The 19,310-nt window shown below is 39.5% G+C and carries 13 protein-coding genes and 2 pseudogenes; 7 read left to right on the top strand and 8 right to left on the bottom strand.

Going from position 1 to position 19,310, the window contains the following annotated elements; genetic code table 11:
* Positions 1–49: 49 nt before the first annotated feature.
* The 6 genes and pseudogenes from asnS to V3224_RS22180 all read left to right on the top strand — a co-directional run.
* Positions 50–1,450, top strand: coding sequence for an asparagine--tRNA ligase (gene asnS, locus V3224_RS22205; RefSeq protein WP_334472701.1), 1,401 nt, complete (start codon positions 50–52; stop codon positions 1,448–1,450).
* Between the two features lie 310 nt (positions 1,451–1,760).
* On the top strand, positions 1,761–2,876 hold the full coding sequence (locus V3224_RS22200; RefSeq protein WP_334472699.1) for a porin: 1,116 nt from the start codon (positions 1,761–1,763) through the stop codon (positions 2,874–2,876).
* Between the two features lie 247 nt (positions 2,877–3,123).
* Positions 3,124–3,621: pseudogene (locus tag V3224_RS22195) on the top strand (aminotransferase class I/II-fold pyridoxal phosphate-dependent enzyme); the annotation flags it as partial.
* 84 nt (positions 3,622–3,705) lie between these two features.
* Positions 3,706–4,746 (top strand): IS21 family transposase, encoded by a 1,041-nt coding sequence (istA, locus tag V3224_RS22190; protein WP_334472698.1) that lies wholly within the window; start codon positions 3,706–3,708, stop codon positions 4,744–4,746.
* Complete coding sequence (gene istB, locus V3224_RS22185; RefSeq protein WP_334467780.1) at positions 4,733–5,494, top strand: IS21-like element helper ATPase IstB; 762 nt, start codon at positions 4,733–4,735, stop codon at positions 5,492–5,494. The genes istA and istB overlap by 14 nt, the downstream gene beginning before the upstream one ends.
* A gap of 67 nt (positions 5,495–5,561) precedes the next feature.
* A pseudogene (locus V3224_RS22180) lies at positions 5,562–6,265 on the top strand (aminotransferase class I/II-fold pyridoxal phosphate-dependent enzyme); the annotation flags it as partial.
* Between the two features lie 101 nt (positions 6,266–6,366).
* Here the strand turns inward: V3224_RS22180 and V3224_RS22175 are convergent.
* The 7 genes from V3224_RS22175 to cmoM all read right to left on the bottom strand — a co-directional run bounded on the left by V3224_RS22175 (position 6,367) and on the right by cmoM (position 17,323).
* Positions 6,367–6,999, bottom strand: a complete 633-nt coding sequence (locus V3224_RS22175) for an MBL fold metallo-hydrolase (RefSeq protein WP_334472696.1) — start codon at positions 6,997–6,999, stop codon at positions 6,367–6,369.
* Between the two features lie 51 nt (positions 7,000–7,050).
* Positions 7,051–7,599 (bottom strand): YcbK family protein, encoded by a 549-nt coding sequence (locus tag V3224_RS22170; RefSeq protein WP_334472695.1) that lies wholly within the window; start codon positions 7,597–7,599, stop codon positions 7,051–7,053.
* Between the two features lie 401 nt (positions 7,600–8,000).
* Complete coding sequence (gene ldtD / locus V3224_RS22165) at positions 8,001–9,692, bottom strand: L,D-transpeptidase (RefSeq protein ID WP_334472694.1); 1,692 nt, start codon at positions 9,690–9,692, stop codon at positions 8,001–8,003.
* A 381-nt stretch (positions 9,693–10,073) separates the two neighbouring features.
* Positions 10,074–14,522 (bottom strand): chromosome partition protein MukB, encoded by a 4,449-nt coding sequence (mukB, locus tag V3224_RS22160; protein ID WP_334472692.1) that lies wholly within the window; start codon positions 14,520–14,522, stop codon positions 10,074–10,076.
* A gap of 2 nt (positions 14,523–14,524) precedes the next feature.
* Entirely contained in the window at positions 14,525–15,232 is a 708-nt protein-coding gene (gene mukE / locus V3224_RS22155; RefSeq protein WP_032116338.1) for a chromosome partition protein MukE, read from the bottom strand.
* Complete coding sequence (gene mukF / locus V3224_RS22150) at positions 15,213–16,535, bottom strand: chromosome partition protein MukF (protein WP_334472690.1); 1,323 nt, start codon at positions 16,533–16,535, stop codon at positions 15,213–15,215. The genes mukE and mukF overlap by 20 nt, the downstream gene beginning before the upstream one ends.
* Before the next feature lie 11 nt (positions 16,536–16,546).
* Positions 16,547–17,323, bottom strand: a complete 777-nt coding sequence (cmoM, locus tag V3224_RS22145) for a tRNA uridine 5-oxyacetic acid(34) methyltransferase CmoM (protein ID WP_334472688.1) — start codon at positions 17,321–17,323, stop codon at positions 16,547–16,549.
* Positions 17,324–17,716: 393 nt separating this feature from the next.
* Here cmoM and elyC point away from each other — a divergent pair, with 393 nt between their 5' ends.
* Positions 17,717–18,526 carry an envelope biogenesis factor ElyC gene (gene elyC, locus V3224_RS22140; RefSeq protein WP_334472686.1) on the top strand — a complete coding sequence of 270 codons (810 nt, stop codon included), beginning with the start codon at positions 17,717–17,719 and terminating at the stop codon, positions 18,524–18,526.
* A gap of 34 nt (positions 18,527–18,560) precedes the next feature.
* Here elyC and kdsB read toward each other — a convergent pair whose 3' ends face one another.
* Positions 18,561–19,310, bottom strand: a complete 750-nt coding sequence (kdsB, locus tag V3224_RS22135) for a 3-deoxy-manno-octulosonate cytidylyltransferase (RefSeq protein ID WP_334472685.1) — start codon at positions 19,308–19,310, stop codon at positions 18,561–18,563.

Here is a 19,310-nt window from a genome sequence, read left to right as displayed (position 1 = left end):
CCCAATCGGGACCAACTTTAAACAACTAAATATCAAAAGAGAGTATTTTATGAACATAGCGCCTGTAGTCGAAGTACTACAAGGCCGTGTAGCGGTAGGCGAAGAAGTAACCGTTCGTGGCTGGGTACGTACAAGGAGAGATTCAAAAGCCGGTTTCTCGTTCCTCGCCGTCTATGACGGTTCCTGCTTTAATCCATTACAGGCTATTGTAAATAATGAACTAGATAATTATGAAACCGAAGTTTTACATCTGACCACCGGTTGCTCGGTTGAAGTAACCGGGATCGTGAAGTCATCAGAAGGTCAAGGCCAAAATTTTGAATTATCTGCCACTCAGGTTGTTGTGGTCGGTATGGTGGAAAATCCTGATAGTTATCCAATGGCTGCTAAGCGTCATAGTGTCGAATATTTACGTGAAGTGGCACATCTGCGTCCACGCACCAATCTTATCGGCGCCGTTGCCCGTGTTCGCAATACGCTAGCCCAAGCTATTCATCGTTTCTTTCATGAAGAAGGCTATCTTTGGGTCTCAACCCCCATTATCACCGCCTCCGATACCGAAGGTGCCGGTGAAATGTTCCGCGTCTCAACATTAGATTTACAGAATATTCCGCGTACTGAAAAAGGGGATATTAATTTTGATAAAGACTTTTTTGGTCGGGAAGCATTTCTAACCGTATCCGGTCAGCTAAATGGCGAAGCTTATGCCTGTGCATTAAGCAAAATTTATACCTTTGGCCCAACGTTTCGCGCAGAAAACTCTAACACCAGCCGCCATTTGGCTGAATTTTGGATGGTTGAGCCTGAAGTCGCTTTTGCCAACTTGGACGATATCGCCAGCCTGGCCGAGAAAATGTTAAAATATGTCTTCAAAGCGGTTTTGCAAGAACGCTATGATGACTTAACCTTCTTTGCCGAACGGATCGATAAAGACGTCATCAACCGGTTGGAAAAATTTGTTGCTTCGGATTTTGCTCAAGTTGACTATAGCGATGCTATTAAAGTGTTAGAACAGTCGGGTCAATCCTTCGAAAATCCTGTGGCTTGGGGTATTGATCTCTCTTCTGAGCATGAACGTTATTTAGCTGAGCAACATTTCAAAGCCCCCGTAGTGGTCAAAAATCACCCAAAAGATATCAAAGCTTTTTATATGCGTCTGAATGATGACAATAAAACTGTTGCTGCCATGGATGTATTAGCGCCAGGTATTGGCGAAATTATTGGTGGCTCTCAGCGTGAAGAGCGATTGAATAAATTGGATGCCCGGATGGAAGAAATGGGACTTAACCAACAAGATTACAGCTGGTATCGCGATCTGCGCCGTTATGGTACCGTACCCCACGCCGGATTTGGACTCGGATTTGAACGCCTGGTCGCTTATGTCACTGGCGTACAAAATATTCGTGAAACCATTCCATTTCCTCGTACTCCACGTAACGCAAGCTTTTAAATATTTAATCTTAAAAAACGAATAAATATTATAATGATAACTGGCCAGTATACCGCTGGCCTTTTTATTTTTAATTATGATAAATAGCAAAAGTTCCCTTTTATTTACATTTTGAAACACATTATTTCCTTTCATTACATATATTGTATTTTTGTATCATTTTCAGGGTAGATAAAAATATTTACCAATGGAACACTGGACGCAGAAACGAGACGACACTAAACTCTTAAAGATAGTTCCCAATGGTTGGGAATTTATTTTTGGCAGTGGCAGGGCTGGTGTCCGAATAACACCAATGAGGGTAATAATAATGATGAAGCGCAATATTCTTGCAATAGTTATCCCGGCGTTGTTAGCTGGTACAGCAAACGCAGCTGAAATCTATAACAAAGACGGCAACAAGCTGGATCTATACGGTAAAGTTGACGTTCGTCACTTCTTTGGCAAAAGCAGTGGTGGCGATGATTCGCGTGTTCCTCTTGGTATAAAAGGTGATACTCAAATCTCTGATCAGCTAACTGGTTTTGGTCGTTTCGAATGGGAAACTAAAACCAACAGAAGTGAAGCTGAGAACGAAAACACAAACCGTCTAGCTTATGCCGGTTTAAAAATTGCTGACTTTGGTTCATTCGACTATGGTCGCAACTATGGCGTTCTGTATGATGTCAACGCTTGGACTAACGTTCTGCCTCTTTATGGTGCAGACTCTATGTCTCAGACTGACAGCTACTTGACTGGCCGTAACCGTAACCTGTTAACTTACCGTAGTACTGATTTCTTTGGTCTGGTCGATGGCTTGAACTTCGCCCTACAGTATCAAGGCAAAAATACTGACAGCAATAAATCAGGTATCGATAAATTCCTGAAGAATAATGGTGACGGTTTCGGTTTAGCGGCTAACTACGATATCGGTTGGGGCGTTACATTGGGTGCCGGTTATGCCAAATCTAATCGTGGTCTGACTGACGCTCAGAAAACCATTAGTGAAGCTGGCGGTAATAGTGCGGAAGGCTGGAACGCTAGTATCAAATATGATGCCAACAACTTGTATCTGGCAGCGATGTACGGCGAAACCTTTAATATGACTCGTTTTGGTAGAACAGTAAACCGTAACGACATGACGCGCGTCGCTAACAAAACTGAAAACTTTGAATTGGTTGGTCAGTATCTGTTTGACGAAATCGGTCTGAAACCATCTATTGCTTATGTACAGTCTAAAGGTAAAGATTTAACTGATCGTCCCTACTCGCAGAAGCAAGATTTAGTGAAATATGTTTCTATAGGTGCTTTCTACTATTTCAACAAAAACCTGACCGCAGTTGTTGATTACAAAATTAACCTAATCAATGGTAACAATGGCTTTGCTGATAAATATGGTATTGGCAGAGACAACCTGGTTGGTTTAGGTTTAGTTTACCAGTTCTAATTATCGCTTAGCGGTGATTTAAACAGTAAAAGTGAAAACGTAAATTCTAAAAACAGCGCTTTAGCGCTGTTTTTTTATCAATTTATGTTAATTGGTAAAATATTGTTACCGGCAAAACAATATCAACCGAATCTAATATCACAAGTTTGCCTTATTTTTACCTCAAAGTGTTGGCAAATCATTTTCATCGCGTTAACCTGAGATCCCTCGATTACCAAATCACAATTGAGTCATTGGAATTATAAATATGTTGGAAAATATTATTGCTGCTCCTGCGGATCCTATTTTAGGTTTAGCAGAGAGTTTTAATGCTGATCCGCGTAAACAAAAAATCAATTTAGGTATTGGTGTTTACAAGGATGAGTCAGGGAAAACCCGCATTCTTTCTTCCGTCAAAAAAGCAGAAAAATATCTGTTAGACAACGAAGTGACTAAAAATTATCTTGCTATCAGCGGGATAGCCGAATTTGCCGCCGTTACTCAAACCTTACTGTTTGGCAACAACCATCCAATAATTGCCGAAAATCGAGCTCGCACTTCACAGGCGCCAGGCGGCATCGGTGCATTGCGTATTGCTGCTGAATTTATTGCTAAACAAACCTCTGCCCAACGCGTCTGGATCAGCCAACCAACCTGGCCAAATCACCAGAATGTATTTAAAGCGGCTGGCCTGACATGTTGTCATTACAATTACTATGATGCTGAAAAGCATAATCTGGATTTTGCTGGCATGTTAAGTAGTGTCACCGATCATGCAAAACTGATCCACTAACGATCATCTAAAACTGATTCACTTGGTATTATTCGCACATTTTTGTACGGATAATTTATGTTAACCAAGGAGATATTTGTGGATATTCATGTTCGCTTTGCACAAGGACAAAGCCTTCGAAAAATTGCCCGTGAATTCGGCATATCCCGTAACACCGTAAAACATCATTTACAACAACAGACAATGCCAACTTATGCTAAAAGAAGTCAACAACCGACTAAATTAGCACCCTTTAAACCTTATTTGCTTCAGCGAATTGAACTGGCTAAACCTGATTGGATCCCTGCAACAGTCTTATTTGATGAAGTAGTTGAAAGCGGCTATCAAGGCGGTATTGCTCAATTACGCCGATTTGTTTGTCAATTTAAACCAAGCATTGTTCCCGAAGCTGTCGTCCGTTTTGAAACACAGCCAGGTCAACAAATGCAAATCGACTTCACCAGCATCCGGCGAGGTAAAAAATCACTAAAAGCGTTTGGTGCAACGCTAGGCTATTCGCGTGCGAGTTATGTAAAGTTCTTTGATAATGAACGAGCAGAATCCTGGCAACAAGGTTTACGAGAAGCTTTCGACTATTTTGGTTGTGTACCACAGGAAATATTGTGTGATAACGCAAAATCCCTCATCATCGAACGGGATGCTTATGCAGAAGGTGAACATAAATTACATGTCGAAATGCTTCAAATGTCGAAAGATTACGGGTTTAAATTGTGTGCTTGCAAGCCCTACAGGGCAAAAACTAAAGGGAAAGTAGAGCGCTTTAACCACTATTTAAAAAACAGCTTTATCGTACCATTAAATACCGACCTTCGTGCTCATAATCTTGAACTGGATATTGAGATAGCTAATGCAAGAGTGGGGCCCTGGTTACAACGCGTTGCCCATCAGCGGATTCATGGAACAACGTTAGAGAAGCCAGCAGATAGACTAGCTAAGGAAGTTAAGTATCTTCTACCCTTACCAGCAAGGGTTTGCCAATCTATCCCGCAGACTGATACGCTTAATATCCGTATCGTACCGCCCCTTGAATCTGTCAGTTTGCAACACTCAATCAGCGTATACGAAGCATTGCTGGGAGGTGAACATGTTATTGCATGAACAAATTGAACACCTGTGTGAGTCATTGAAATTAAATTCTATTCCGACTCATTGGTCATCACTTGCCGAACAATGCATTGCCCAAGACAAAAGCTACGGAGAGTTTTTACTGTCCCTATTAAAATGTGAGCAACAACAACGAGATGAACGAACCCGTAATCTTTTGAGTCGGATGGCAGGATTCCCAGCACATAAAGAACTTAATACGTTCGATTTTAAGTTTGCAACGGGGATCCCCAAACAACACATACAGGAATTAAGCGCATTAACGTTTATTGAACGTAATGAAAATGTCGTGTTGCTTGGCCCAAGCGGTGTAGGCAAAACGCATTTAGCTATTGGGTTAGGATTAAAAGCAGTACAGGCCAAGAAGAAAACCCGCTTTACCACGGCAGCTGAACTGATGTTGCAACTCTCAACTGCCAAACGACAAAATAAGCTCAAACAATATCTATCACGTTCGGTGATGGCCCCGAAATTGTTGATTATCGATGAGATTGGATACCTGCCGTTTGGGCGAGAAGAAGCAAACCTGTTTTTCAATGTGATTGCCAAGCGTTATGAGCATGGCAGTGTCATATTGACGAGTAACTTATCATTTGGGCAATGGCCAAATGCTTTTGCTGATGACGCAACATTAACTGCCGCTATGCTTGATCGTTTACTTCATCATTCGCATGTACTGCAATTAAGCGGTGAAAGCTATCGATTGAAAGATAAGCGGCGCTCAGGAGCAATGACTGAGTAAAAGTGGATCAATTTTGATTGATCGGATTTAGCTAAAAAGTGGATCAGTTTTCGGTGATCGTTGACAAAGTAGCTTAGAAGATGCAAAACCAGGTGATGTATTATTGTGCTACATGGTTGCTGTCATAACCCGACCGGTATCGACCCAATACCAGAACAATGGGAAATTTTGTCTACTCTGGCAGCTGAAAAAAACTTATTGCCGGTTTTTGATTTTGCCTACCAAGGTTTTGCTAAAGGCCTGGACGAAGATGCGCAAGGTTTACGTATTTTTACCAACAAAAACCCTGAAATCATTATTGCCAGTTCCTACTCGAAAAATTTTGGCTTATATAATGAACGAGTTGGTGCCTGTACAATTGTTGCCAATAATAGTGATCAAGCAGAGCGAGCCTTTAGTCAAATAAAATCGATTATCCGAGCAAACTATTCTAATCCCCCAGCCCACGGTGCAGCCATTGTTATCACGATTTTATCCGATGAATTACTAAAGAAAGAGTGGATCGAAGAGCTGACAACCATGCGGCAGCGCATCCAACGTATGCGACAGCTATTTGTGAATACATTACAAGAAAAAGGCGTTAAGCAAGATTTTAGTTTTATTAGTAAACAAAACGGTATGTTCTCTTTTAGTGGTCTTAATGAAGAACAAGTAACTCAGCCACGTGAAAAACATGCTATCTATGCAATTAGTTCAGGTCGTATTAACGTCGCTGGCTTAACGTTAGAGAATATGGTTCCTTTACGCAAAGCTATCATTGACGTATTATAAAGAAACAAACTGTTAATTCAGACAGTTACCGATTAGGCCAATACCCTAATCGGTTTTTATTATTAAAAGCCTAACGGCGAAATTGTGGTAACTGAATAAAACTAGCCTTGTAAGAAGGGATTAAATTGCCGTTCAGCCGCCAAATTAGACATTGGCCCATGACCGGGAATAAATTGATAGTCATCACCAAGGGGCAAAATTTTTGTTTTAATTGAGTGGATTAATGTTGCATGATCCCCTTTAGGGAAATCAGTGCGGCCAACACCACCCTGGAAAAGTACATCTCCCATAGAAATTAGCTTATCTACATGATTAACAAAGATAATATGTCCAGGCGTATGGCCTGGGCAATGTAGAACAGCCAGTTTAATGTCAGCAAAAGTAATTTCATCACCCTCTTGCAAGTAGCGATCTGGCGTAAAGTCCGGACATTGCGCAACACCAAACATTTGGCTTTGAATTGCCAATCCGTTGATCAAAAACTCATCTTCTTTTTGCGGACCATAAATTGGCACCGAGAAATGCGCTGCTAACTCAGCACAGCCACCAACATGATCAAAATGACCATGGGTTAATAAGATATACTGTAAATTTAATGAACGCTTTGTAATTTCTGCAATTAATTTTGCTACTTCACCACCCGGATCAACAATAACGGCATCCAAGCTCTTTTCATCCCAAATTAGCGTACAATTCTGCTTAAAATCGGTTACAGGAATAATATCAAATTTCATATGGTAGTAAGTCCATTATTTAAATAAAAATTTATTTAATAATCTAATAGCTTACCATTTTCTGACCGGTCCTGTATCAATATGGACAAAATTACTATTAGGATAATAGCCTACTCCGCCTGCCCGCATTTTTAATGCTGCTTTGCGAATATGGTTAAGTTCGACCCCTTGGATATGAAAATCCATTGCTCGGCCATGGGTATGATAGCTGTTTTTAGCAACCCCACTACTTTTACGTCGAAGTGCATTATTGGTTTCGACTGAGCGATAGCCAGAAACTAGTTGAACAGGTTTATTGGTTCCCATTAGTACTTGCAACAAATAAATCTGATCAAATAATTTCGGATCAATAATTTTAATTTTATTATTACGATGATCACGGAATAAGTGATTCAAGCGGGTCAATTCAGAGTTATTATAACGACGACCATCAAAAAACTCAGTCTTAAGAAACTCACCGGTATGAAGATTTTCAAAGCGAAGAATTTTGGGTCGCGAGGTTGTTAATGCCGCAAAGGAATGCCTAGGTAATAAGCTAAAACCCAATGTTATCGCGCCATAACCTAACCATTTTCGTCGATTTTGATCAATATTGTCCATAGCCACTTAACTCAAATAAAAATAAAAAATAACCAACATGTACAATAATTATACCGAATTTATTCCACTACTTTTGTATAATTATGTAAAAAATATAAATGTGAATTTATATAATATCACATTTAATACATGTTAATTATAATTAAATATAACATTATTATAATCTATTTTTGCAATAACTATATCAAATCGCTCAATATTTATACTTATCACGCACAAAATAACCCCATTATCAGTCAAAATTTTGTTAACGCCTGAGTTTAGTCAGTTATTTTGCAAAAAGCATAATTTATCGCTAAAAACGATATTTATGCATCTATACTAAATAAATTAGAAAATAACACATGATTGAAATTTAATATAAAAGAGGCTTTTACCCCCTTTTATATCATTTTTATCCATTAGTTAAGCGCGGCTCTTATTTCATTTAAATAATTCATCGCCCCATAAATAACATTGTCATAGCCATAAATATCATCCCGAAAATTGGCAACATTTTTGTTATCAACCCAGGCGGTTTGGTAATAAAGATAAATGGGTATCCTGCCTGGAATATTAATATAACGTGTGTCACCTAGCTGAAGCGCACCATCAATACGCTGTTTATCCCAACTAGCTCGCGCCAGTAAAATTGATGCTAACACTGATGCCTTATTTACTCGCACACAACCGGAGTTAATTGAACGATTTTGCCGATTAAACAAACTATGGTTAGGGGTATCATGTAAGTAAATTGCATCAGAGCTTGGCATGTTAAATTTATAACGGCCAAGGGCATTGGATGGCCCTGGTGCCTGGCGTACACGATAGGGGAAGGATGAAGACGAGATGGCATTCCAGTTAATTGAGTAAGGATCAATAGGATAGGCATCACGCTCCCAACCGGATAAAACCGTAAAGCCTCGGCGAGCAAAATAACCCCGATCTCTTCTGGCTTGAGGCAAGATATCTTTACGAACCATGCTAACAGGAACATTCCAGGGTGGATTAATCACAACACTATTAAGTTCACTGCTCATTATCGGGGTTTTACGATCAGGACGCCCAACAATCACTTTAGAATCTATAATTAATTGATTATTTGAGTAAAAATGTAATGTATAAGCCGGAATATTAACTAACATACCAGAACCGCTTTCATTGGGAATAATTCTTAAGCGTTGGATATTAATCGCCAATAAACCAGCCCGATCGGTAGGTGAAGTATTTAACCATTTTAATGTTGCGTTACCAATAATACCATCCGGTTCTAGTCCATACATTCGCTGAAATTGTTTAACCGCATCAACTAATAATCCATCATAGCGACGACTATTTTTATCGGTAAGTGGATCCTGCGGTAACAATCCATTGCGAGTCAAAATCTCACTTAAGGAAACAAGATCATTGCTTGCTTGGCCTGGCTTTAAGAGACTAGCCGTATTTATTTTAGGCCATATTTGTTGATCTGATAAATAAGCCAACATCTTCGTTCTCATCGGTAAGTACGAGGCGTGTTGTGGCGCTAATGTTTTCAGCCAACTGGCTAATTGTTTAGAATTAACCGCAGTTTGCCACTGAGAAACGGCACCAACCGTTGGCTCACGAAGTTGATAAGGCGTTTTTTGATATAACCAATCTTTACCATTAAATTTTACATTACATATAAAATATAAATAACCCAACATAGCATCTGACAAAATAATATCTCGTTCCATCTGATTGTGTTGTTTATTTTTTACTAATAGGGATAGCCATTTACCAAACTGAGGCTGAAAACCGGCCAACTCTAATTCTGCTAACTGCTGCTTAAATTCTAATACCGCTGTTTCATCACCCCACAATGGTTGCATATTATTTTCAGCATAGAGCTTAGCTAATCTGTCGGTATATACTAAATTAGTACCTGGTGATAAGAAGCCTTGCAGCTGCTGACGACTTTTTTGTATCTCTTCAGCAGTTACATTTTTCTGCTCAGAAACCAAATTGGTTAAAGGAACTTGGATATTTGTGGTTGTGTTTATTTGCGCGAGCTGTGCACACGCTGGTGTTACTGTCAATATTACACAGCCTATTAATGAAGCACGCAGAGTGTTGACTCGTTTATTCGCCATAATACCACCTTTATAATTCATTTTTATTGTTTTAATACCAGAGTAAAAAATTTATCTTTAGAAGGTTAAAATTAACTAATCTGTTGTGGTTTATTTGATACAAATTTAAATAATTTTTTATTTAAAAATAATCATATTTATAAATTAATTTATAACCTGCACTGATAAAGTAAATTTTCATTTAAAATAAAATCCCATAAATTTTAGATTTAATACTTATTAAAAATTAAATTACTAACCTACTATTTAAAATATAATCTTCGATCACTTTATTTTCAATTGCAATACTTAATTTACTTTTAAAACATAGCTGTAATAAAAAAACCGCTATCAAGAAATAGCAGTTGTTAAAATATAAAAATAAATTTTTACTACTTGAAATTAAGTGACAGCAGAAGATATTTTTAACTGTTTATCTTCTTGTCCAAAACCTTTCAAACCAACGACATGAACATGCTCCTGTTGGCCAAATACCTTACGTACCAGCTTATAAGTCGTCCCTTTTTCCGGACTGATATTTTCAGGCGCAGCAATAATTAATTGCATTTTTAATCGTTCACAAAGTTCAAATAATGTTGCAATCGATTTAGCATCCAATCGAGCTGCTTCATCCAGGAATAAGAACCTACAAGGTAAAATATCTTTACCTCGTAATCGTTGTGACTCTTCTTCCCAACTCTGTACCACCATCACCAAAATTGACATGCCTGTACCAATTGCTTCTCCCGTCGACAGCGCGCCACTTTCAGCTTTGAGCCACCCATCCGAACCACGATTAACTTCAACATCCAGTTCTAGATAATTACGATAATCAAGTAATTCTTCACCAATTGTTTGGGGCAGGCGTTGGCCAATATCTAGCTGAGGGTTTAAACGTTGATAAAGCTTTGCCATCGCTTCAGAGAATGTCAGACTTTTATTTTTAAACAGATCCTGATGATGTTCGTGCTCTTCTGATAACACATCAAGTAGTGATTCATGACTTTGTCGAATATTAACATTAAGCCGAACCCCTTTTACCTGTCCAAAAGCAACGGACTGTAGCCCTTGGTTAAGCAGGCGGATGCGATTTTGCTCACGATGGATCGTTTTACGGATAATATTTGCCACACTCTTTGCACTAATGGCCAATTTTTGTTCACGGGCCGTCAGTTCTTCTGTCAAACGCGCTAATTCAATTTCCATTTGTTCAATGGCATCAACCGGATCATCAGTACAAATAATGTCTTGTCGAATACGTTCACGTAAATGTTGATAAACCGCAATAAAGAACGCTACTTTGCGCTCTGGTCGTTTAAGATCTTCAGAGGCACGTAATACATCGCGTAAATGTTCATTATCCGCTACCGCTTGTCTAAGTGCACCCAGCGCTTTATCTGACATCGAACGTAAACTATTGCCATCCATATAAGCTAATTCACGCCGATGTAAACGACGCTCGACACCGTTTTCTCTGACCATATGCATTACAGCACACCAACCAGATTTACCAGAGACCACCTGCTCGCGAAGTTGGTAATAATCCCGCTCTAATTTACGTAATTTTTTCTGCCAATTGTCCATTTCAGCTTCACAAAATGCGATCTGTTTTTCCAATTGGTTAATGCGCGAGCGATTAGCATTTACAGCTTCATAAAGTTGGTCTCGGCGTTCGCGTGCCCGTTTTTCAGCATTACTATCCGCTTGAACGCCAATTGCTTTTATTTCAGCTTCTAATTCTCTTAGCATATCCTGCTTAGTTTCATAAGAGCTACGCAGTGAAGCTAATAGTTGGTTAAATTGCGCCGTTTTAGTTTGTTGCTGCCTTAACTGTTCACGTGCCTGACTACGCTCTTTTTCAGCCTGTTCCAGACGCTTGCGGAGTTTATTATTTAAATCGGTATTTTCTGACAGCATCTCCGTCGAGTCGTGATAACTAAAATGAGCGCGACGTTGAGCAACTTCAATTAAAGCAAAAGATTGCTGTTTAGATTGTTGCTGCAACTGTTTGACCTGTTCATATTCATGACGTAATTGCTCATGCTGCTCAGGATCACTTTGTAGGACGTTGGCTATTGGCTCTAATTTTGCTAACGATTTTGCATGCTTATGCAAAAAGTGCCCCGCTTCTTCTGCCTCTGCCAATGCTTCACGGATTTCTTCAATCCGAGAGACTAGCGTTTCATCCATTAGCAAATTAACTTTTGGCAACAATCGGTTTAAACTCGACAAACGTTCTTTGGTCACAGTATGTTGCTGTTTTTGTTGTTGTGTTTGTGCTTCAAATTGAGCTAATTGGCGCTCAAGTTCATTTTTACGTTGATTTAAAGAACGAATTTCAGCCTCTGGATCGGCGTCAAAAACCACCGCCAGATATTTACCAATAAAACCACTAAATGCATGATGAGCGCGTTGTAATTTTTGCATATCAAATGAGAGAGTCGCATAACGCTCAGCTAAAGTATCTCTCTCTTGGCTCAACATCTCCAGCTGATTTTCACGCGCTGCCCGACCAAATAGGGGGACTTCAGGGTAACGAGAAAAACGCCATTGACGCTCTGACGATCGTACTAATACTGACTGGTCAAATTCTTCTGCATTAAACACGCTATCATCAAAAGATTGCGGATCGCCTTCAATAAAATAGACATCATCAGGACATTCGGCTATCAATTCACCAAGCTGTGAGTGAATTTTTGCTAGCTCAGGAATAACAATACCATGTCTTGCTGGACCATAGAGCGCTGAAAAATAAGGCGCATCATCAATAGTAATGTCATCATAAATTTCAGATAACAAAACACCACCAAGCCGTTCAGCTAGGCCAAGTAAGCGGTTATCGTCAGCGCCGCTCGGTTGACTAAGATGAGCTATTTGTTGCTCCAATTCACGCTTTTGACTGGCGACTTCATCACGTTCAACGGTGATTTCACGTTCTTGTTCCAACAATTGCTGTAGATGCTCGGTAATTTCATGACTATGGCTAAAATTATCATTAGCCTGCACAGTTAATTGATTAAGGGCATCTTGTGCTGCCAGCCAAGTAGGTGCTTTTTTGGTTAGGGTTTGAATTTTTTGTTTGATCTGCTCAAGCTCTTGACGCATTAACATGCGATGCTCACTACTTTCACTAACAGAAATACTCAGTTCCTCTTGCTGAGCTTCTAATTCTTCCAGTAGCGTCGTTAATTCATCTGGCTGATATTGCTGTTCAGAATATTGACAAAACTCGGCTAAAATGCGTTGGGTATCTTGCTGACTATTAAGTTTTTGCTCCAGCTCAGCTAATTGCATCTGTAGCGGCTTAATGCGTTGGGCAAGATGTTGTTGTGAAGCCCAGTCGCGCAATAATTCACGTGCTTTTTGATAAGCATTATCCCGTTTTACCTCACCGCCGATATCGTTAACTAAGCTATAAGCTTGGTCAAATTGGTTAGTCGCCGCATCAATAACACTGATTTTCTGCTCCAGAGCAAGTAATTTTTCAGTATTCTGTTGCTCTTTTTGCTCAAAACTAGTTAAAAATTGCTCAGCATTATCTGGCGTTAGTTTAGGTAATTGACAAATTTTCTTTGCCCTTTCCAACGCTTGCTGGGCTTTTTGATATTGAATTGCACGCGTTTGCTGAACATCTAACGCTTGCTGATAATCAGCCAGTTGACTTTTTATCTCATCAACTTCTAATTCAGCCGCCTCAACTTTGGCTTCAAGCTCACTTTGTTGCTCTAATGCTTGCTCAACAACTTCACGCTGCTCTTCTAGACGATAAGTTATCTCTTCAATGTCGGTCTGATAGCGATCAATTTTTTCCTGCTGACGTACCGCGGCTTGTACTAACCCCAGATGGTCACTTGCTGCCTGAAAATCCGCTTCTAAATCTAATGAAGAACCATTTTGTTCATCCAGTTCACGTACCATTTCAACATGACGGGTCTGGGCAGCTATCAGTTGTTTACGGCCGTCAAATAATTCCTCTCGAACAGCAAGTGCACTATCTAGATGAACCCAGCGTTCATTAGCATGCCGCATATAATCAGCTGAAACGTAATCCGTTGCTTCATTGATTAAACGTCTAAATAAGTCACGATCAGATTGAGTGACGCGGATCGCTTCAAGAGTTAACCTATTTTCACGCAAAGCCGCTTCCATATCCTGAAAGGCTTTGCGAACACCACTATTTTCCGGCAACAGATAATCACGTAATGAACGCGTAATAGCCCTGGAAATTCCACCGTATAAAGAAGCTTCAATTAAGCGATAAAATTTGCTCCTGTCACTCGATGATCTCAATCTTTTTGGAATAATACCTAGCTCAAATAGCTGGGCGTGGTAATCAGTGATTGAATTAAATTGTTTAAACTGTACACCTTCAATCGCATCCATTTGATCTTTTAAATCATTTAAACTAATTACCCGCGCTTGACGTTCTTCTACTTGCTCAGTCAAAATATGAGTCGGTAAAATTGCCGTTGGTAACCTTTCTATTATGAAAGGTTTTATATCAACTTTTTTATCACGTCCCGCAATTTGTTGTAAGCGAACCCCCACTAAAATACGCTGATGGCGAGAATTAATGACGTCCAAAATCGAATAACAAACCCCTGGGCATAATTTTCCATGCAGCCCTTTATCGCGCGATGCCGAGGTTGCACCCGCTTCGGTGGTGTTACGAAAATGCAACAAGGTTAAATCAGGGATCATAGCAGTAATAAATGCTGCCATGGTGGTCGATTTGCCGGCACCATTGCCACCAGATAACGTCGTTACTAACTCATCCAAATCAAAGGTTCTGGCAAAAAAGCCGTTCCAGTTGATGAGCGTGAGTGAGCGAAACTTGCCTCGTTCTAACATAGCTATTCATCCTCCGCTTCATCTTTGTCATTATCATTATTTTCGTTATCTGTTAACGATAAGTTATCTTTTAACGACATAGCTTCACCATCACGGATCATCCGTAATTGGGCTTGCTGTGGATCATCACCACTACGCACATCAGCACCAAAACGAAAGACAGATTCGGTGATCATAAAACGGTGACTGTCATTTTGTAAAAAATGAACCATTCCTAATCGGCGTAAGCGATTAAGAGAAGTACGTAGCTTTTCTTGTAATTTTTGTTTATCCAAATCCGTTCCTGTTGAGCGCTGATTGACAAACTTCAGTAGTTTACTTTCATCCGCTAGTGACAATAGTTCTTCAAACAGTTCCTGCGCAGTAAAAATACCCTGATTCGAAAGTCTTTCCGGGCTTAAATAAAGATAACAAAGAATTTTGCCAACCATCATATCTAATTCAGATAAAACTGAGCGAGGAATTAATGTGGTCGAACGTGGCCGTAAATAGAAAAAACCTTCTGGAGCACGAATCAGCTCAACATTATAGCGAGCATAAAAAGCCGTTAATTCCTGTTCAAAATCCATCAAAAAGGCATGATTATCCAGATCATCAATGCCAATATGACGCCCAGCTCGAAGCTGGCTATCCAATTCAGGGAAAAGGGAGCTGACTAAAGCTTGTGCCAATTTTACTGGCATAAATTGTTCAATATTTGTCGATGACATGTGCCTGTACCTTGGCTCCGTAATCATTAATCGCTAACCATTCAGGATGGATACCTGAGAAATCCGCTTCTGCTATACCTAACTTAACTGCCTGATCGACAATAATACGCGCAACATCAAAATGCCGTTTCTGTGGATATTTAGTTAAGTAGTCACGTAATATTAAACCAATATCCAATGGATGCTGATCTTTCTTATAACCAGCCAATGCCTGCTCCATTATCTCAATCAGTTGTTCATTAATCTCATTAAATTCTTCATATTCCAGTTCAGCTGGCAATTCACCCGTCACTTCTTCATTACTCAATACCAGATCTTCATCACGCACATCAAACAATCGTTCGGCATTGGCTACCGTTAATGCCCAAGGATCGGTAAAATAATTTTGCACCGAGAGGCGCAGGCGTTGCGAAAATATTCTATTTTTATCCATATCGATGGCAGTACGAATAAATTTGTGCACATGGCGATCATAGCCAATCCAGAGAGCGATAGATTGTTGGCCCCAGCTAATAACTCGATCAAGCTTACTTTGTAGATCAAATACTAGCTTATCAACCAATTCTGAACCACCTCCATTCATATTAGCCTCTTGGATACGTAACAAATTAGTCTGTAATTTATCACCAGCCGCTTCTAGCGTGTCTTGTAATTCACGTAATGTGCCGGAAGTTTCCGTTAAAAGTTGTTCACAATTGGCAATCGCTGCCTGCCAATCCTGACTGAGTAAAGCAGAGATGTCTTCCTTTACACTATTTTGCTGTTCATCCATCACACGCTGTGACATATCAATACTGTCAAAAATTTCTGCCACCGAATATTTTAATGGGGCAAAGACATGGCGATGCCAATGAAATTCATCTCCCCCTTCTTCTGCGGCATCCGCTGCTCGACTTAATTCACCAGCTACTATCGAAAGTTGCATAGATAAACGTAAGGAAGAAAATTCCCGCTGGCGAATGTAATAATCACTGATGCCGATACCAAGTGGCGTTAAACGGTAAATTGCATTACCTTCAATGACGTCACTTGAAAAACGATTAAATAATTTCTGCCTTACCATATCATTAATGGCATTATTAGCTCTGGCAGTAACCGTTTCTGCGGTCTGCTCGAATCCTTTACTGACTTCACGAAAAGCATCAATTAATTCACCTTCACTCATTTCGCCATCAAGCCGCTCACTATTAAGAACAGCAACAGCCAATAAAAAGGCCAGACGCTCAGCAGGTAATGAGATTGAAAAATCATTTTTCCGCGACCAGGATACCAATTCCGGAACAGTCTGGGAAAATTCACCCATAATTCATCCTTTCACATAGACTTGCATGCCATAACATGAATATAGCGCCCCAGATCAATATAGGGTTGTTGTCGACAATAACGCTGCTCCAAAGCAAGCAACGCCGGAAAATCTTTATTTTGTAACTGACGGCTTTGTAGATAATCATGAAAAACCCGTACACCTGTTTTACCAACTATTCTAAAATCAAATTCTGCCAGCCATTGATATACTGTTTCTGGTAATAACGGATTTAGAGGAGTAAGTGAACGTTTGCGGCGTCGCTGAATATTAGGTGTCGCTAAATGGAAGTTACCTAATACAGCATCTCTCATCACCAACCCATTCGCATTATAAAACATGATAGAAAATGCGCCACCTGGGTTAATTATATCCGCTAGGGTTTTTATTGCAGATTTTTGTTCACTGATCCATTCAATAACTGCATGAAATAATACTAAATCAACTGCTCCCATTTCTGTTAAATATTGAGTAATATTTTGAACGGAAGAGTGAATGAATTGCATGTTATGGCTTACTTTTTTTTCTTTAGCCAATAATTTGGCGCGTTCAAGCATCGTTGCCGAAATGTCACAAACAATAACTTGATGTCCCATCATCGCCAGCTTGCTTGCAAAAAAACCTTCTCCCCCACCCGCGTCTAATATTTTTAACGGCTTATTGGGTAATAAATCAAGCAAAGAGTTAAGATCCTGCCAAATAACAGCTTCGCGTATTTTTCCCTTGGTTGTACCATAAATATTTTGTGTAAACTTATCTGGAATATCATCAAAATTGCGATCTACCATGAAAAAATACCCCGATAACCACTATTATAAAACTTAATCGCCATTGACGATAAAAATATCTATTCAACCTACATATTGTTAACAAAAAACAATAATACACGAGTTTCGCACAGGCCTATAAAATTCTAGAAATGGCTTAAAAGTAATGATTAATCTGCAAGTTACTGAAATGCATAAATTTACTTAATTTACAATAAGTTATATTTAATTTATAAGGTTTTATCTATTTACATATTATGCTGAATTAAACTTAAAAATAGAGCGTTTTTTTATTGGTGCGAAACTCGTGTAATATTTTCATTGAAAATGATTTCTATATTAACAATTTATTAACTATTATCTATATGATTAAATTATACTATACTCGATAAATTGATTAACTAGGATTGAAACATGCTGTTTACATTAAAAAAATACATTAGTGCGCTTTTAATGCCATTACCTCTCCTTATTTTAATTAGCTTTATCGGATTATTACTACTTTGGTTCACTCATTGGCAAAAAAGTGGCAAATGTTTAGTCTCTTTTAGTTGGTTAACTATTTTGTTACTAAGTCTACAACCTGTCGCTGATAAATTACTACTATCGTCAGAAGGTGTGTTTAACAAGCGCTATGAACTTTTGCACCCTAAAGAAGAAAACATCCAATATATCGTTGTACTTGGAGGGGGATTTACTTACAACCCTGATTGGCCGCCAAGCGCTAACCTTATTAATAATAGCCTGGCTAGAGTGACGGAAGGAATTCGCCTTTATTCTCAATATTCAAGGGCTAAATTAATTTTTACTGGCGGGCGCGGTAACAATTTAATCAGTAATGCTGAAGTGGCAGCAAAAGTCGCACTATCGTTAGGGGTAGCAGAAACAGCCATAATTACCTTAAGCACCCCCAGAGATACCCAAGAAGAAGCCTTCGAAGTAGAAAAAATCGTTGGCCAGCAACCTTTTCTATTGGTGACTTCAGCTAACCATATGGCACGCGCTGAACGTTTCTTTATAGCTAGAAATATGCATCCCATTACAGCACCCGCCAATCAACTTGCCATTACCTCACCATTACAACCCTGGGAAAAATTTTTCCCATCGATTTACTTTTTTTCCCACTCAGAACGCGCTTGGTATGAATTTATTGGCTCAATATGGCAGTCAATAAAAATTGACAATACCCAACCTTTAATGCTCAGTTCCAATGTAGTGGAATAGTTAGCTTTTTATAATTGGAGACATCAGAATAATTTTAACTAGGGAAAAATGCTTTCCGAACAGCATCGAGATCCTGCTGATTATCAACCCCAGGCCCTGGTGTTTTAACTGCCAGGGCTACATGAATTTTTTCGCCGTACCACAGTACACGTAGCTGCTCAAGCATTTCTATCGTCTCTAACGGACTTATCGACCATTGGATATAACGACGAATAAAACCGGCCCGATAAGCATAAATACCGATATGACGCAAAAAATGCTGGCCAATTTCCATTTTGCTGACGGCAAAGCGATCACGTTCCCAGGGAATAGCCGCTCTGGAAAAATACAAGGCATTGCTCTGTTTATCCGTCACAACTTTTACAATAGCCGGATCAAATACTTCCTGTGTATCGTTTATCGGTGCCGCTAATGTTCCCATGCCGACGTTATTTAGCATCAGATTACTCGCTAATTGATTAATTATTTCTGGTGGGATTAAAGGTTCGTCACCTTGTACATTGATAATAATTTCATCGTCAGAGAATTTATATTTTTCAATAACTTCCGCTAATCTTTCAGTGCCGGATTGGTGGTCAACGTCGGTCATGCAAACCTCTCCATTGGCCGCTTGCACCACATCAAATACAGCCTGATGATCAGTCGCCACAATAACTCGCGTTGCATCTGACATTAGCGCTCTTTCCATTACTCTAATAATCATAGGTTTGCCATGAATATCAGCTAACGGCTTGCCCGGTAAACGATTAGAAGCAAAACGCGCCGGAATAATGACCGTAAACAT

The sequence above is a fragment of the Arsenophonus sp. PmNCSU2021_1 genome, assembly GCF_036919435.1.
Lineage (GTDB): Bacteria > Pseudomonadota > Gammaproteobacteria > Enterobacterales > Enterobacteriaceae > Arsenophonus > Arsenophonus nilaparvatae.
Note: the sequence above shows the minus strand (reverse complement) of the source record. Positions and strands in the feature narration are given on the sequence as shown.

Coding starts and splice junctions, on each gene's coding strand:
- cmoM (WP_334472688.1), bottom strand. CDS start 17,323: ATGGTAGATCGCAATTTTGATGATATTCCAGATAAGTTTACACAAAAT.
- ldtD (WP_334472694.1), bottom strand. CDS start 9,692: ATGGCGAATAAACGAGTCAACACTCTGCGTGCTTCATTAATAGGCTGT.
- elyC (WP_334472686.1), top strand. CDS start 17,717: ATGCTGTTTACATTAAAAAAATACATTAGTGCGCTTTTAATGCCATTA.
- mukB (WP_334472692.1), bottom strand. CDS start 14,522: ATGTTAGAACGAGGCAAGTTTCGCTCACTCACGCTCATCAACTGGAAC.
- mukF (WP_334472690.1), bottom strand. CDS start 16,535: ATGGGTGAATTTTCCCAGACTGTTCCGGAATTGGTATCCTGGTCGCGG.
- V3224_RS22175 (WP_334472696.1), bottom strand. CDS start 6,999: ATGAAATTTGATATTATTCCTGTAACCGATTTTAAGCAGAATTGTACG.
- V3224_RS22170 (WP_334472695.1), bottom strand. CDS start 7,599: ATGGACAATATTGATCAAAATCGACGAAAATGGTTAGGTTATGGCGCG.
- V3224_RS22200 (WP_334472699.1), top strand. CDS start 1,761: ATGATGAAGCGCAATATTCTTGCAATAGTTATCCCGGCGTTGTTAGCT.
- istB (WP_334467780.1), top strand. CDS start 4,733: ATGTTATTGCATGAACAAATTGAACACCTGTGTGAGTCATTGAAATTA.
- kdsB (WP_334472685.1), bottom strand. CDS start 19,310: ATGTTTACGGTCATTATTCCGGCGCGTTTTGCTTCTAATCGTTTACCG.
- istA (WP_334472698.1), top strand. CDS start 3,706: ATGTTAACCAAGGAGATATTTGTGGATATTCATGTTCGCTTTGCACAA.
- mukE (WP_032116338.1), bottom strand. CDS start 15,232: ATGTCATCGACAAATATTGAACAATTTATGCCAGTAAAATTGGCACAA.
- asnS (WP_334472701.1), top strand. CDS start 50: ATGAACATAGCGCCTGTAGTCGAAGTACTACAAGGCCGTGTAGCGGTA.